The organism is Exiguobacterium sp. SH1S21, from assembly GCF_004337175.1.
In the GTDB taxonomy this organism is placed as follows: domain Bacteria; phylum Bacillota; class Bacilli; order Exiguobacteriales; family Exiguobacteriaceae; genus Exiguobacterium; species Exiguobacterium aurantiacum_A.
On sequence record NZ_SJUY01000009.1, the window covers coordinates 93,396 to 108,253 of the forward strand.

General features: G+C 45.9%; 16 protein-coding genes, 2 tRNA genes and 2 rRNA genes. 4 read left to right on the forward strand and 16 right to left on the reverse strand.

All coding sequences use genetic code 11. The features are described 5' to 3' along the window. The first annotated feature begins 24 nt into the window (after positions 1-24). Complete coding sequence (locus EVJ24_RS12630; RefSeq protein ID WP_131441543.1) at positions 25-1,926, forward strand: ABC-F family ATP-binding cassette domain-containing protein; 1,902 nt, start codon at positions 25-27, stop codon at positions 1,924-1,926. After that, positions 1,923-2,318: a hypothetical protein gene (locus tag EVJ24_RS12635; protein ID WP_236637656.1), complete on the forward strand. Its 396-nt coding sequence runs from the start codon at positions 1,923-1,925 to the stop codon at positions 2,316-2,318. Before EVJ24_RS12630 ends, EVJ24_RS12635 begins: the two co-directional genes overlap by 4 nt. A gap of 115 nt (positions 2,319-2,433) precedes the next feature. On the opposite strand, the gene EVJ24_RS12640 is transcribed toward EVJ24_RS12635, so the two are convergent. From EVJ24_RS12640 to EVJ24_RS12685, 10 genes are all read right to left on the reverse strand, one after another. After that, positions 2,434-4,461: a hypothetical protein gene (locus EVJ24_RS12640; protein WP_131441544.1), complete on the reverse strand. Its 2,028-nt coding sequence runs from the start codon at positions 4,459-4,461 to the stop codon at positions 2,434-2,436. Then, positions 4,458-4,925, reverse strand: coding sequence for a hypothetical protein (locus tag EVJ24_RS12645; RefSeq protein WP_131441545.1), 468 nt, complete (start codon positions 4,923-4,925; stop codon positions 4,458-4,460). The genes EVJ24_RS12640 and EVJ24_RS12645 overlap by 4 nt, the downstream gene beginning before the upstream one ends. Positions 4,926-4,927: 2 nt before the next feature. Further along, positions 4,928-5,872, reverse strand: a complete 945-nt coding sequence (locus EVJ24_RS12650) for a hypothetical protein (RefSeq protein WP_131441546.1) — start codon at positions 5,870-5,872, stop codon at positions 4,928-4,930. A gap of 1,403 nt (positions 5,873-7,275) precedes the next feature. Next, positions 7,276-7,842, reverse strand: coding sequence for a hypothetical protein (locus EVJ24_RS12655; protein WP_131441547.1), 567 nt, complete (start codon positions 7,840-7,842; stop codon positions 7,276-7,278). Positions 7,843-7,855: 13 nt separating this feature from the next. Further along, complete coding sequence (tsaD, locus tag EVJ24_RS12660; protein ID WP_131441548.1) at positions 7,856-8,878, reverse strand: tRNA (adenosine(37)-N6)-threonylcarbamoyltransferase complex transferase subunit TsaD; 1,023 nt, start codon at positions 8,876-8,878, stop codon at positions 7,856-7,858. After that, positions 8,875-9,336, reverse strand: coding sequence for a ribosomal protein S18-alanine N-acetyltransferase (rimI, locus tag EVJ24_RS12665; protein ID WP_071399030.1), 462 nt, complete (start codon positions 9,334-9,336; stop codon positions 8,875-8,877). Before rimI ends, tsaD begins: the two co-directional genes overlap by 4 nt. Beyond that, a complete protein-coding gene (gene tsaB / locus EVJ24_RS12670; RefSeq protein ID WP_131441549.1) occupies positions 9,329-9,985 on the reverse strand; it encodes a tRNA (adenosine(37)-N6)-threonylcarbamoyltransferase complex dimerization subunit type 1 TsaB in 657 nt (218 codons plus the stop codon). The genes rimI and tsaB overlap by 8 nt, the downstream gene beginning before the upstream one ends. After that, on the reverse strand, positions 9,982-10,431 hold the full coding sequence (tsaE, locus tag EVJ24_RS12675) for a tRNA (adenosine(37)-N6)-threonylcarbamoyltransferase complex ATPase subunit type 1 TsaE (RefSeq protein ID WP_131441550.1): 450 nt from the start codon (positions 10,429-10,431) through the stop codon (positions 9,982-9,984). The genes tsaB and tsaE overlap by 4 nt, the downstream gene beginning before the upstream one ends. Positions 10,432-10,536: 105 nt before the next feature. After that, positions 10,537-10,613, reverse strand: a tRNA-Met gene (locus EVJ24_RS12680). A gap of 25 nt (positions 10,614-10,638) precedes the next feature. Next, positions 10,639-10,715: transfer RNA gene (locus EVJ24_RS12685), tRNA-Met, on the reverse strand. A 141-nt stretch (positions 10,716-10,856) separates the two neighbouring features. Between EVJ24_RS12685 and EVJ24_RS12690 the strand changes: the two genes are divergently transcribed. After that, positions 10,857-11,639 (forward strand): sporulation protein, encoded by a 783-nt coding sequence (locus tag EVJ24_RS12690; RefSeq protein WP_016509933.1) that lies wholly within the window; start codon positions 10,857-10,859, stop codon positions 11,637-11,639. Here the strand turns inward: EVJ24_RS12690 and EVJ24_RS12695 are convergent. Then, positions 11,634-12,278, reverse strand: a complete 645-nt coding sequence (locus EVJ24_RS12695) for a uridine kinase family protein (protein ID WP_131441551.1) — start codon at positions 12,276-12,278, stop codon at positions 11,634-11,636. The genes EVJ24_RS12690 and EVJ24_RS12695 overlap by 6 nt on opposite strands. Before the next feature lie 52 nt (positions 12,279-12,330). On the opposite strand from EVJ24_RS12695, the gene EVJ24_RS12700 reads away from it, so the two are divergent. Further along, positions 12,331-12,708 (forward strand): HIT family protein, encoded by a 378-nt coding sequence (locus tag EVJ24_RS12700; RefSeq protein ID WP_131441552.1) that lies wholly within the window; start codon positions 12,331-12,333, stop codon positions 12,706-12,708. 9 nt (positions 12,709-12,717) lie between these two features. Here the strand turns inward: EVJ24_RS12700 and EVJ24_RS12705 are convergent, their stop codons facing one another. The 5 genes from EVJ24_RS12705 to rrf (EVJ24_RS12725) all read right to left on the reverse strand — a co-directional run bounded on the left by EVJ24_RS12705 (position 12,718) and on the right by rrf (EVJ24_RS12725) (position 14,847). After that, complete coding sequence (locus tag EVJ24_RS12705) at positions 12,718-13,659, reverse strand: hypothetical protein (protein ID WP_131441553.1); 942 nt, start codon at positions 13,657-13,659, stop codon at positions 12,718-12,720. 184 nt (positions 13,660-13,843) lie between these two features. Continuing rightward, positions 13,844-14,134, reverse strand: a complete 291-nt coding sequence (locus tag EVJ24_RS12710) for a hypothetical protein (protein ID WP_131441554.1) — start codon at positions 14,132-14,134, stop codon at positions 13,844-13,846. Further along, complete coding sequence (locus tag EVJ24_RS12715; protein WP_131441555.1) at positions 14,131-14,364, reverse strand: helix-turn-helix transcriptional regulator; 234 nt, start codon at positions 14,362-14,364, stop codon at positions 14,131-14,133. Before EVJ24_RS12715 ends, EVJ24_RS12710 begins: the two co-directional genes overlap by 4 nt. A 134-nt stretch (positions 14,365-14,498) precedes the next feature. Continuing rightward, positions 14,499-14,614, reverse strand: a 5S ribosomal RNA gene (rrf, locus tag EVJ24_RS12720). A gap of 117 nt (positions 14,615-14,731) precedes the next feature. Then, a 5S ribosomal RNA gene (gene rrf / locus EVJ24_RS12725) occupies positions 14,732-14,847 on the reverse strand. Between the last annotated feature and the right edge of the window lie 11 nt (positions 14,848-14,858).

Here is a 14,858-nt window from a genome sequence, read left to right on the forward strand (position 1 = left end):
ACAGAGAGAAAGGGGTTTTTTCACTTGATCCTACTGCAAGTCAACAACTTATCCAAATCGTTCGGCGTCGAGCCGATTTTAGAGAATGTCAAACTAGAAATCCAAGAAGGCGAACGCGTCGCCCTCGTCGGCCGCAACGGCGCCGGTAAGTCGACGCTGTTAAAAGTCATCGCCGGCGAGTACAACTATGACTCGGGCGACATCATGAAGCCAAAAGACGTGACGATCGGCTACCTCGCCCAAGACTCAGGATTAGAATCGAACGAGACGATGTGGAACGAGATGCTCACCGTCTTCACCGACTTGATCGAACAGGAGAAGACGCTCCGCCAGATGGAGCAAGACATGGGTTCGGAGCGGATCTTGAACGACCCGGCCGCCTACGAGCGTCTGCTCGCGGCGTATGACGAGGAGCAGCACACGTTCAAAGACCGCGGCGGCTATCAGTATGAAGCGACGATCCGCTCGATCTTGCACGGGATGCGGTTTTATCCGGACGACTTCGAACGTCGGATCGATACGCTCTCAGGCGGACAGCGGACACGTCTTGCCTTAGCGAAGATGCTCCTGCAAAGCCCGGACCTGCTCATCTTGGATGAGCCGACGAACCATTTGGACATCGAGACGCTCAGCTGGCTCGAGAAATATTTGAGCGGCTATAAAGGTGCCGTCCTCATCGTCTCCCACGACCGTTACTTCCTCGACCGCGTCGTCTCTGTCGTCTACGAGCTGTCACGCAACCGCAGCCGCCGCTTCGTCGGGAACTATACGAAATTCCTCGAGCAGAAGGCCGCGCTCTACGAGCAAGAGAAGAAACAGTTCGATTCGCAACAAGAAGAGATCGCCAAGATGCAAGACTTCATCCAACGGAACATTGCCCGGGCGACGACGACGAAACGCGCCCAAAGCGTCCGCAAGCGGCTCGAGAAGATCGACCGCATGGACGTGCCGGACGGTGATGAGCGGAGCGCGGTGTTGTCGTTCTCGATCAAACGTCAAAGCGGGAACGATGTGTTGAGCGGCAGCGACCTCGCCATCGGCTACGAAGAACCGATCGCACAACACTTGCGTTTCCAACTGCAGCGCGGCGAGTCGGTCGCCCTCGTCGGCCCGAACGGGGTCGGCAAATCGACGCTCCTCAAAGTGTTGACGAAACAACAACCACCGCTCACCGGTGACATCCGCTACGGTACCGGCGTCGAGATCGGCTACTACGACCAGGAACAACAGAACTTGTCGGACGCGAACCGCGTCATCGATGAGATTTGGAACGACTGGCCGCTCATGCGCGAGCAAGAAGTCCGCAGTCTGCTCGGCCAGTTCTTGTTCAGCGGCGACGACGTCATGAAACGCGTCCAAGAACTATCCGGCGGCGAACGGGCCCGGCTGACGCTCGCCAAGCTCAAGCTCGAGCAACCGAACTTGCTCGTCTTGGATGAGCCGACGAACCACTTGGACCTCGACTCGAAGATGATCCTCGAGAACGCGCTCGTCGACTATCCTGGGACGATCCTGTTCGTCTCCCACGACCGTTACTTCATCGACCGGCTCGCGACGCGTGTCTTAGAGATCACGCCGAACGGCATCGATGAGTACCTCGGCGACTACTCGTATTACGTCGAGAAGAAAGAAGAGCTCGAGGACCTTGCCCGGCTCGCCCGCGAGGAGACGAAACAAGTCGTCGTCAAGAAGCAGCGCGCCGACAAGGAACAGCAGCGCGAAGAACGCCGGTTGAAACAGCGGGTCGAAGAGATCGAGCTGACAATCGAGCGCCACGAAGCGCGGCTTGAAGAAATCGAGCAGCTGTTATGCGAACCGGACGTGTTCAACGACTTCGCCCGCGCCCAAGAACTGTCGACCGAGTCCGATGCGACGAAAGAGTCGATCACAGAACTGTTCGCAGAATGGGAGGAACTCCATTCATGATGCGTTCCCGTGCCATGCGGATCGATTGGATGCATGCGTTCCTGACCGGGTTCGTCTACATCGTGCCGAGTGGGACCGAGTATATCTCGGAACTCATCCGCGGCGAGGCGACGAACGTCCCGATCATTTTGTTTTACTTCCTGCCGATCGTCGTCGGGTTCATCATCCAAACATGGTCCGGTATCGTCATCAGCCTGTTCAGCGGCTTGCTTATGAGCACGTTGTTCATCCGGCTCGTCATTTGGCCGGTCGATGTCACGGTGCATAGCTTCTATACGCCCGGCTCGGTCTGGGGCCACTTCTATCAAGAGACGCTGTTCATGTGGGTGCTCGCCTTGGTCGTCTTCATCGTGAGCCGTATTAACACATGGTATCGAGAGAACTATCGTTAACCCAAAATACACCATATAAATAGACCGCTCCTCTTTATAAGGATACGGTCTATTGTTATGTCTATTTTCTACTAAAGATATTATGGTTTTAACTAAAAGCTATAACTTTTTTATCTTATTCATTTTGATAACTATGTAGAGGTTTAATAATATACTCTTCCCCAAGATCAATTACATTAAGGGTAAGATTTTTTGTCAATTCTTCAATTTCTTCTGGTTCGAGTGAAGTACCTACAATCGTTTGTACTTTTGTTGTCGATAATACTTCAAATAGCTGCTTCTGACTTTTAACCGCCATTTGTTGTTGTCCTGGTTCATCAAACACTATAAATCCGGGATGATTTCCATTGAAGTTTTGACTCGTTTTATACATAGCAAGCATGTAAGACCAAATCAAACGAATATTATCACTTGCTGAAGAACCAAATTTGATATCAAATCCACTAACGGTAGGAGTATATTTATCAAGAGAAATTCTAATTTCATTCGTGTTAATACTAGAAAAGCTAAAGGTTTCAAGCAAATTCAAGAATTCTTTCTCAAAGTTATCTATCTTTTTATTGTCTAAACTGGAGAAATAATTTTTAGGTAAAGATTTTTTTCTAAACAAGTAATCTTCCCATTCTATTTTGATAGATTCAAACCTCTGTTCTATTTTTTCAAATGATTCGTTAGCTTTTAAAAGTGTCTTTAGAAGAATCTTCAATTCTACTAATTTTTCCAATTCCCTTTTTGTAGGTAACTGAGGATTTTCGTTCAATTCCTCTTTGTATAATCTCAACTCTCTCCTTGCATTATCAAGGTGTTCGGCAATTGCAGCATATTTAGAGTATTTATTTTTTAAAACATTCTTAGATTGCTGTACTCCAAATTTTAGTGTACTAATTTGTTCTTTTATAAATTTTATATTTTCTTTTAAATCTAAAGGCTGAATACTTGTTTCTGAAGGCATCAGAGAGTCTTCAACACTTTGATTACATGTTGGACAAATATGATGAGAGAAACTTAAGTCAAGATTTGATCCCAACCTGTATAATTTTTCAGCTTCTTGATTTCTTTTTAAATCTATTTCTAGGTGTTCTAAGTTTTCATTCATTGATTTCTGATTATTTTTTTCTAGATTTAAATCCTGTCGAATAGAGTTTAGTTCATTTTGTAATTGTGACACAAAAATGTCTTGCTCCTTAATCTTTGTTTCATATTCGGTTGCAACATCAGATATCTTAACCACATTGTAGTTCTCTTTTTCCTTTATAACACTCTCTAATTTAAATATACGATCAATAATCGGCATAGACTTTTTGTTTTCATCATATACATTTAAAGTCAATTTCCTCATGGTAGTTGGATTCTCAGGTAAACTTGGAATTTCAGCATTAACGCTAATTGCCAATTCTTCAATCTCTACTTTTAGCGTAGACCACCTATTCAAAAGCAATGCTCGAAAAATTTTTAGTTCTTCTCGTTCTTTTGTATTCTTTGTCACATCCATGTTCAATAAGAATTCAAATGAACGCTTAGATGAATCTCTGATCCCAAAACTGCCCGGAATAGGTGAATAAAAACTCCCCCAACCCTTGGTTTGTTCAACAAAAAAGAGCGGGAAAAGAGTCTGCATGTACAAAATTCTATCTTTACCTTCGAATGTTGGAACTTCTGGCAATTCCCATCCTATAAAAGTCGCAAGAAAAGAATGAAATCCGGCGTTTTCAGACGCAGAACCGTTCATATGAACATAATAATCTTTAAAATTTACTTTGTCTTCTTTAGATAATTTTGCTCCAAAATGAACTCTGACCAATTTTTCATCAATATCTGGAGACTTAATCCATCTAGTTAGGGTTACAATATTTTCTGTACTATTAGATATCTCTAATTCCACTTTTGATTCCAAAATAGGAATTTCGTCGCCCATAAATATTAACTTATCTTTTAAGACAGGCTTCATGGTTTTCGCATTTCGTCCACCTAACATTTCTTCAATACCGAGTACATAAAGTATAGAGTTTATAGTGGAACTTTTTCCTTTTGTATTTCTAGCTCGCAAAATATTAAACCCAGATTGAAAAGGAATGTCGGTTCCGAATATTTCTTTTTCAGTTTTAATAGTTATTTTTAAGCGATTTAATTTTATGCGATTCATGAAGGATACCTCTCTTTGAATAATTCAATAATATATGTGTCAGATAGGCTCTTTTTAATTGTCATTAAGAATTTTTTTTCAACCATAAGTGTCTCTTCCCTCATTATCTCTATGGCTAGTTCTTCTCCTTTTATGGTTAATGAAAATTTCCCAGTTTTATCACTAAATGAAAAAACCTCTAATGCTACTCCGTAGTTTAAAGCACGATTTAAAAAAGGATCAAAACGAATAATTGGAAAGTCTTTACTTTCTCTTAGTTTTAGTAACCTAGTATAGCGACCTTCATTTTGCAAACTCCAATTAAATAATTGTAGCTTTAATAACGATGCTGTTTGTTTCGTTGATGAAAGGTACAAAATAAGAATAACTTGAGATATTCTATACATAGGTCTCATTTCAGGTGATATAGGAATTCTTTTTCTCTTAAATTTAATTTCTTTAATTTCATTTAACGGTAAATTCATCTTTATCCTCCAAAGTCCAATGGGCAGTCAATTAGCCAACTAGCAATCGCTTCACGGCACAAATCATTGTATACTGAATATTCGAAAATATCGTGGAAATTTTCTCCAACTAAGGCTTCCTTGTATTTTTCTAAAGTATTATCCAATAATTGTTTTGGAGATAAATCGGTCAGCAATACTTCTTCTTCTAAATGAGTCGCAATTGAACTTTTGATCTTTACTTGCTTTTCATACGATGAACTATACGTTTGTTTCATATGATTTAAAATCTCTTGACCTTTAATATAATTTCTAATCTGTAGGTCTATATATTTATTTGTTTTTTGAGCTTTTGTTACACTGTCTAAGTTATTAAATAGATATCCTATTTTACGATCCAATGCATGTATAGAAGAAGTCTGACACTGTTTCCAATTAATTATCTCCTTTTCATCTGGAAAGCTTACATTGATGTTAATCTTTTTCTTTAAAATTTGCTTTGCTTGAATAATTTCTATTCCATAAAATGCTTCATCATGTGCTAGAACATCAAAAGAATCATCAAGTAAATCTTTCATTGTTAAATCGTTTCTATACTCCGTTGCTTTCTCATGACAATGCCTAATCAACTCTTTATTAGTAATTTTAGGAGTAAGAAAAATCCACTTCTTGATTTTAACTCCTTGAAAAAACTTTAATAATTGAGTTTTATATTTATTTAATTTTTTTAAATCCCCAGTAACTTTATTTCGTTGATGAATGAATAGTTTTGTAGAATCGTATTCTTCATCGGGACAATAACATTGGAAAACTACACCATCCCTTGTGAAGCCCTCAATTCCTAAATCACCATTCGTATGTGCTGTCATTTCTTGATAACCATTAACCTCATACCTTAATTTTAAGAAAGCCTGACAATGTTCTTCCCAACTGTCCCCATTGTATGTACCAAAAGGTGTACTAATCATTTTTACCCTCCGTACCATCAAAAAATTTTAATAATTTATAAAACTCTCCTTTTAATGGTACATGATTTTTACAATTATAGCTATTTAGCTTGTAAAAACCCTTTCGAAGTAAAATACACCAATTCTATTATAGAACACGCGTTCTTATTTTTCACCTTTTTTAAAATATAAATGAACTAAAGTTAATTTAATCAATGATTACCTCATCCCGATAATATTTATACAATCTATATGTGAAATAAACATATGATGTGAAAGTATAATAATGAGCAACATTTATAACACTATCCTTAACCTTTTACGAACGAGATCGCAATAAAAAGCAATTTCATCCTTTTATCGATAGTTCTAGCTCGCCTTAGTGTTGTAATAGAAGCCTTGGCGGGCCAGTTAGCTGTAGAGGTTATCTTTCAGAAAGTATTCGAAGGGTGACTTGCCATATTTTCCTTTCTATTTATCGGAACACTCTCTCAAGAGGACGATATAGATCCCGTAATCGAATAATGTCTTAGCAGTCTCGGGCCTTGCATCGAGAAGAAGACTTAAATAATAGAAAATGAATGCCAGATAATCTAGATAAACAGTTCTGTCATGAACATATCACGTTCATTTTGACGAACGTCAGAGCTTTGCACCTCGTTCACACGTACCAAAATTTGCTCCTGGATGGTAACGATACTTTAATCAACATTGTCAAATTTCTTCTAGTTGGTATTCATACTAATGTGCTTGGAGATAGTTAGGAGGATTTGTTTCGAGATAAAGCGCTACTTCTTCGCCTGGTGGAGGATACCGTTAAAAATTTGATGGAAGTAGTCCGTCCCTGCAAAGTGCATAGGTGGGCCTCGGGAAGGGTGAGGAAGATATTCTTGAGGAGGATCTTCGGATTGCTGGGGCCTTGTGTCTGAATAAAGGAGTACACATAGACATAGAGTAAGCTAGAAATAAGCGGGACAGTCGATTTTCCGGGCGAAATACTTTTTAATGCTAGCTGGTCAACGAATCATCATTTTGATTGATTTGTGGCACTTGTTGATATGGGCTGTGATGTCCTTTGTTTAGAGTTAGAACGATCAACAAATACCGTTTCTAAAGCCATTTCATGTGATTTCTGATTTTCCTCCTGACCACCAAAGCCTCAGAAAAAGACAAGCGTCCGTGTAATGGTAATCGTTTACGTTGATGATCCGATTTCAATCCGACTCCTACAAAAAAAGCAATCCAACGGAGATTCAGCGACGATGATAGTAGTTACTGATGCTACTCCGAGATTTCCTGCGTAAAAAGTGGCCTCCAGAAGGACGAGCGATATCAATCATGTTAGTCAAAAAAACTGAATATCGCTCTATGTTGGTAAAAAAGCACATAGATACGGATTATTTCCGTGTCTATGTGCTTTTTTGTTAGAAGTAACGTAGCGGTTGGAACCCGCGCGTGTGGAAGTCGAGCTTGATACCGTCTTCCGTGATAAAGAAGATGTACTCGTTCGTATCGACGTCGCGGACGAACACTTTATAGAACGTCAACGTCTCTTCACGGTTCGTCACATAACGGGCCTCATGCGCCGAGATGACTTGCGCGAACAGTTGCTGTTCGTCGAACTCTTTGACGAGCGCATCGAACTTGGCCGCTTCTTCCTCTGTCGCCTCACGACCCGGGAAGAGCTCGTAATAAGCATCGCTCGCTTTCGGCTGCACGCCGAGGTTACGGTCGACGACGATGACGCTCTTGATGTCTTGGTCCTCTAGATTCTTATAACCATACAGCGTCTCGATGAGTGTGTTCTCACCGGTCACACGGGTGATGCCTTCGAGCGCATCAGCGCCCGTCAGCGAACGGACCCGCGTCTCTTCTGGGACGATTTCTTCTACATAAGCGATATTATAAGCGCGGATGATCTCACGTACTTGCAAAAACGTCGCAACGACGAGCAATACGATGAGCCCTCCAATGATGATACGTTTCGTCATCTCTCTGTTCCCCCTAGACTGTCATGCTCTCTTCTAAGGATAACCCAGGAACCGCATTCATCGCCAGTGTATCGCGCTTGCCGCGCACATACGCGTGATGCGCCGCCACACCGATCATACCGGCGTTGTCCCCGCACAGATTGAGCGGCGGGATGACGAGACGGATGCCTTCCCGTTCCATCGCTTCCTTGAGGGCGGCCCGGAGCCCACGGTTCGCCGCGACCCCACCGGCGACGAGCAGTTGCTTCGCGCCTTTTTCTTTCACGGCCCGGATCGCTTTCTCCACTAGCACCTCGACGACGCTCGCTTGGAAGCTCGCCGCCAAGTTTTCTGGTACGACCGTCTCACCGCGTTGTTCGGCGTTATGGACGGCGTTGATGACGGACGACTTGAGCCCGCTGAAGCTGAAGTCGAAACTTCCAGCCTCGAGCCGGACACGCGGGAATTTATACGTATCTTCCCCGCTAGCTGCCAACCGATCGATGGCCGGGCCACCTGGATATGGGAGACTGAGCGTGCGGGCGACTTTGTCATACGCCTCACCAGCCGCATCGTCACGTGTCTCACCGATCACTTCGAACACACCGTGCTCCGGCATATAGACGAGCTCGGTGTGTCCACCTGAGACGACGAGACAGACGAGCGGAAACTGCATCTCTTCGACGAGTTCGTTCGCATAGATGTGTCCGGCGATATGATGGACGCCGATGAGCGGTTTACTGTGGGCGAACGCGAGCGCTTTGGCCGCACTGATCCCGACGAGAAGGGCACCGACGAGTCCTGGTCCTTGCGTGACCGCGACCGCGTCGACGTCTTCCATCGTCACACCGGCTTCACTGAGGGCGTCATCGATGACATACGTGATCCGTTCGACGTGGTGACGCGAGGCGACTTCAGGTACGACGCCGCCGAACCGTTTATGACTTTCAATCTGCGACGAGACGACGTTCGATAAGAGCGTCTTGCCGTCACGAATGAGGGCGACCGACGTCTCATCACAGCTCGACTCGATCGCGAGAATGAGCGATGTGTTCATTGTGATTCACTTCCTAACTTCGCCCAATAAATATAGGCGTCTTCATTATTGTCTTGATAGTATCGTTTCCGGCGACCTGCGTTCTCGAAGCCGAACTGTTCATATAGTTTTTGGGCGCCAATGTTTGAGACGCGCACCTCGAGCGTGAGCGCGGCGAGTGACTTTGAACGAGCAAACTCGACGAGCTGCGTGAGGAGCATATTGCCAACACCTTGACCCCGGTATTCCGGTAAGACAGCAATGTTCGTGATATGCCCTTCGTCGACGATTTGCCAGACGCCAACGAACCCGATGACGCGGCGTTCATGGACGGCGACGAAATAAATCGCCTGCTCGTTCTTGAGCATCTCGTTCATGAACGCTTCTTTCGTCCACGGGATGGCGAATGACGCCTCTTCAACTTTCGTGACTTCTTCAACATCGAGCCAGTTCATCCGACGGATTTTGATATCAGCCATTGTTTTGTCCCTCGAGCCATTTTGCCTCGGCCTCAGCGAGACGAAGGTATTCCGGTTCGAACGCGTGCACGTCCGCCGTCGCTTCACCTAAAGCGACGAGATCACCGGCCCGACCATAACTGTGGGCGGCCGGCGCTTCTTTATAGTCATATGCTGCAAGCACGTCACGGAACGGCTCGACGTCACCAACGACGACGAACGGTCCCGTCATGTTCGCTTGTAGCCAATCAGCGACCGAGGCGTGACTGTCCGGCGTGACTTGTGCATTTTGTTGATAGTGCCCGATATAGGCGTTGCCGCGCCGTGCGTCAATGAGTGACACGACCGGAAGTTCGGTGTTCGGGGCCGCTGCCATGAGGCGGAGCGCCGATACGCCGACGAGCGGGAGTTTCAATGTATAAGCGAGTGTCTTTGCCGTCGTCACGCCGATGCGGATGCCGGTGTAAGACCCAGGTCCCGTCGTGACGATGATGCGTTCGAGCTCGGTCGGTGTCCATTTGACGGCCGCCATGAGCTGTTCGATCATCGGCATGAGCGTGACGGCGTGGTTTTTCGAGACCATGACCGTCGCTTCTGCCTGGATGCTTCCGTTCTCACTGAGGGCGACGGACAGACGTGTCGTCGCCGTGTCGATCATCAGTTGCTTCATGCGAGCACCTCCTTGACGAGCGTGTCATACGCTTCACCAGTCGGTATGAACGTGATTTTGCGCTCCTCGTCACCTGTCCGTTCGATCGTGATCGCGAGGCGCTCGGTCGGCAGTGACGACTCGATCAAGTTCGACCATTCGACGATGGCGACGCCGTCACCATTGATGTATTCTTCGAGACCGATATCGTCCCCGGTGTCCTCGAGACGATAGACGTCCATATGGTAGAGCGGCAAGCGCCCTTGGTATTGTTTCATGATGGTGAACGTCGGGCTGTTGACGTTACGCGTCACGCCGAGTCCTTTGGCGAACCCTTGGGTGAACGTCGTCTTGCCGGCACCGAGGTCCCCGTTAAGCGTTATGACCGTTCCCGCTTTGACGAGCGCGGCGAGCTTTTCCGCTACGGCCTGCGTCTCTGGCGCGGAATGGGTAATCAATGTATACATGATGTTTCTCCTTTAGTCGATTCTAGCGATACGTACTCATTGTACACTCAATTTTAGGCAAAAAAAAACACGAAACGTCATCGTTTCGCTATCTCATTTAAAAATTGGTTGCGGGGGCTGGATTTGAACCAACGACCTTTGGGTTATGAGCCCAACGAGCTACCAGACTGCTCCACCCCGCGACGACATATGAAATTAAATAAAAATTGGTTGCGGGGGCTGGATTTGAACCAACGACCTTTGGGTTATGAGCCCAACGAGCTACCAGACTGCTCCACCCCGCGACGATTTGAATTGTTTCGACATCCTCTATAATAAGCGAGACGGTTATAAAATGCAACCTTTTTCTTAATGTTTTTTGGAAATTGGAATCGGGAACACTTAAAGGAGTATAACTTTATCAACAGAAAAGGAGCGCGACCGACATGTCGAAATGGGGCAACCGCTTTAAAAAATGGTTCTTTTCCGAGTTAGATGCGTCCGTTTATTTCCATACGATCCCGTTCGTGCCGAAGCAAACCGTTCACGGGACGCTTCGTGTCTTGAACCCAACGTCAAAAGTGATCCGTCTGCATGAACTGACGCTCAACTTCCTGACAACATTCAAAGACATCACGCTTGAAGGTAACGAATTCAACCGCGAGGCCGACATTCAGGAAGTCCCGATTCGCCTCACGGCCGTGCTTGAGCCCGGGGCAGAAGAACATATCCCGTTCACGTTCGACTTGACGATGTATGCCCCATCGACATCAGGCGCTCCTTACAGTGTCGAGGCGACCGTTTGGGACACGGATGGTAAACGCGTATGGTTCGACGTCGTCGAAAACATCGAGATCGAACCACTCCCTGAGTTGAAACGGTTGCTCGAGGCGACCGAGCATGCCGGACTCGAGCTCATGTTCGTCCGTAACGTCATCGACCCGCTCGGTGAAGAACGACCTTATCCGTTCGTCGAAAAGTATGGGTTTAAGCCCGTCGGCGACTGGGCCGATGAGTTCGAGGTCGTGAAATCATTCTGGCGCATGGATGAAAATGGGGTCGACGTCTATTACTGGCTCGACAATATCGAACGCCAGCGCACGCTCGACTCGATGGCGACCGACGTCGAACTCCGGCACCGATCCCTCACCTGGGAACAGCTCGAGCACGAACAAGACCGACTCGGACTCGGAATCCAAGATACGCTACGCAGCCACCGCTCTTCATGAGCGGTTTTTGTATGGACTTTTCTCAATCGTCAACCTGTCACCCTGAATCGAGACGATCGTTTGAAAGTTGTCACGATACGGATGCATGAACAGCTCGTATTGCAGACGCCGTTCTTCATGCGATGCTTTCAAGTATTCCATCTCCATCCCTCGCTCCGTTATGTCACGAGCAGCGCGTCGGGCGAACTCCGTCTCGCCATCTGTATATAGATAGACCGATATATCCATATAGCTCAGATCGAGAAAGGCGACGCTCATTCCCTCGACGATGGTGACCTGCTTCTCGGGATTGATCCACGTCCGTTCGAGATACGGGACATCCATCGTATAAAACCCGACCCCTTCCCGTACCATCCGGACGTCCCGCTCGAGCGACAACAAGTGATGCGCCGCCGGATGACAGGCCGTCATCTTATAGTGATGCACCTTCCCATCGACCGTATAGTCGATCATCGCACTCTTCCGAAGCGTCGAGTCCGTGATATACGGGTCGGTGTTAATATAGTTGACCTCCCCGAGACGTGCTTGTAACTGTTTGGCGAACGTCGTCTTCCCGGCACCTCCGTGACCCGAAATCCCGATGATCGTTTGTTCATCCAGATTAATTTGGTCGATGACGTGAGTTATTAATTTTTCCATCGTAATTCCCCCCTTTGGTACACTATACACAGAAAGGAAGTGTACCAATCCAATGTCGAACTGTCCATTTTGTCACCCGCATCTCGATCCGTACCAACGCATCATCGCTGAGAACGACACGTGCTACTTTCTGATGCATGACCGCGAACAAGACGTCCTTGTCGGTTCCGGTGTCATCGTCCCGAAACAGCACCGGGCGACAACGTTTGAGTTAACACCGACGGAATGGAGCGATACATACACCTTGCTTCATGACGCCAAGTCTTTCCTAGAGGAGACGTACGGTCCTGACGGCTATACGCTCGGCTGGAACGTTGGTACAGCGTCCAATCAGACAGTTCCCCATGCCCACTTGCACATCATCCCGCGTTACGCAGACGGACCACATGCCGGCAAAGGGTTACGTCACTGGCTGAAGCGACCGGAATGACCAAACAGCTCATCGTGTGACGATGAGCTGTTTCCATTTTTCTTCCGTATCTTCGAGTTGTCGTTCCAGCCGCTCGACATCTCGTGTCATTTTTTCAATTAGTTTGGCAATCTCGCGATCGAGCACGTTCACTTTGTCGAGCGAATCATTGATTCGTCCATGCATCGTCCATTCGGAAAAAATATCATCGAGGAAGTAATCCGCGAACTGGACGAGCGAACCACGCTCGATGTGTAAGCCACTGACAATCCCTTTCACATCAGCCAATTCACGCGAGAAACGCTCAAGTGCGGATTGGAGTTCATGCATCTTCCGTTCAGAAGCATCGATCGCGTCATGTTTCATCGCTGTCGCAATCAAGCCACCTCCGAAGAACGTGTCATATGTTGACCAACTCTTCGCACTGTCGAGGTGTTTGAGCGCCTTTGAGATGGCAGCTCGTGCTGCGTTACCTGCTGCGATCGCTTCTTTATACTCGACGACCACTTCTTTCGTTTCCGCCTGTTGATTCGTGAGACGGTACAATTCTTCTCTTACCTTAGGATCCTGCTTCAGGTGACTTTCTTTTTCTTTCATAAACGCTGCCCATTTCGCATCGATCCCGTTATATGTTTCAAAGGTTTCATACAAATCTCGACGCTCAAGCACTAACTCATCAACCATCGCCTCGTGTTCTCGCAACTTGAATTCTGCTCGGGCCGCTTCTTCTAATTCAATCGTGCGCTGCTCGCTAAACGTTCCACGCAGCTTACGCCATGCATTGACGAGCGAAAATGTCTCTAAGTCATAGACATCACGCTGTTCTTTCGTGAACGTATTAAGCAACTGTTTTCGAACAGTCTCATGTTCAGTAATTTGTTTGTCGAGAGTCTTCAGTTTACGAGCCAATCGGTCTCGTTCAGCAAGGCTTTGTTGTAAAGTTGATTGTGTTTCAAACACGTTATGTTTCATTTAAATACCTCTTTTCACTTGTATCGCTCTGTCTATTAACATGACTCAATTTATGATCATTCATTCCTTATCTACGTGATTCCTCCTAAAATGTTTCAATACATGAGAAAAGACGCTCTCTATATGAACCACACTCTGTTAGATAGAGTTTAATTCAAGAGGAGAACGCCTTGCTCTTTTGCTGTCACGCTCTTCGCTTGAGAGTGAAGATAGTTATTCCTTGCACAATAACCGTCACAAAAAGGATAATCGCAATTGTATCTCTATACATATCAACCGACAGTGGTTCAAATTGTTTGTGGTAAATCTCTACTAATAACCAGCCGATTGGGAATATAGGAGAAGCGTGCATATATGAAGCGTTGGTAATTTCTCGCCCTCTTTCATCCTTTCCTTCTTCGCTGTAAATGAACTTAACTGAAATCACAAATGCGATTAAAAACAGTGGTAACAATATCATTAAGATCAGTGTCATTCTTCATTCTCCTTCATTTCATATTGAAAAACGTCATGTAAGGTTGTTTCAAATAAACTAGCGATTTCAAATGCAAGTTTTAGCGACGGACTATAACGATTGTTCTCTAGTGATACAATTGTTTGGCGGCTAACTCCTAGCATTTCAGCAACCTGCTTTTGCGACCACTTACGTTCAGCTCGTAAAACACTCAATCGATTTTGAAGATGACCTTGTTCTTTTCTAACCATGCTCGCTCGCCTTCTTTCATGCAATCCCTCTTCTTATATACAATGTAATATATTTTTTACACAAAGTCGAATATATATTACATATCAAACTAAAAAAAGGACGACCAAGCATGTGCTTGATCGTCCTTCATATGGCCCGGCAACGTCCTATCCTCACAGGGGGAGACCCCCAACTACTTTCGGCGCTGAAGCGCTTAACTTCCGTGTTCGGCATGGGAACGGGTGTGACCGCTTCGCTATCGCCACCAGACAATTATTATAATACCGCTGTTTAATTAAAAAGTCAACGCTTTTTCTAAAAATAGTTTGTTTTGTTATACATCAAACAAAAGAACGACCAAGCGTGGGCTTGGTCGTCCTTCATATGGCCTGGCAACGTCCTATCCTCACAGGGGGAGACCCCCAACTACTTTCGGCGCTGAAGCGCTTAACTTCCGTGTTCGGCATGGGAACGGGTGTGGCCGCTTCGCTATCGCCACCAGACAAGGGATTGT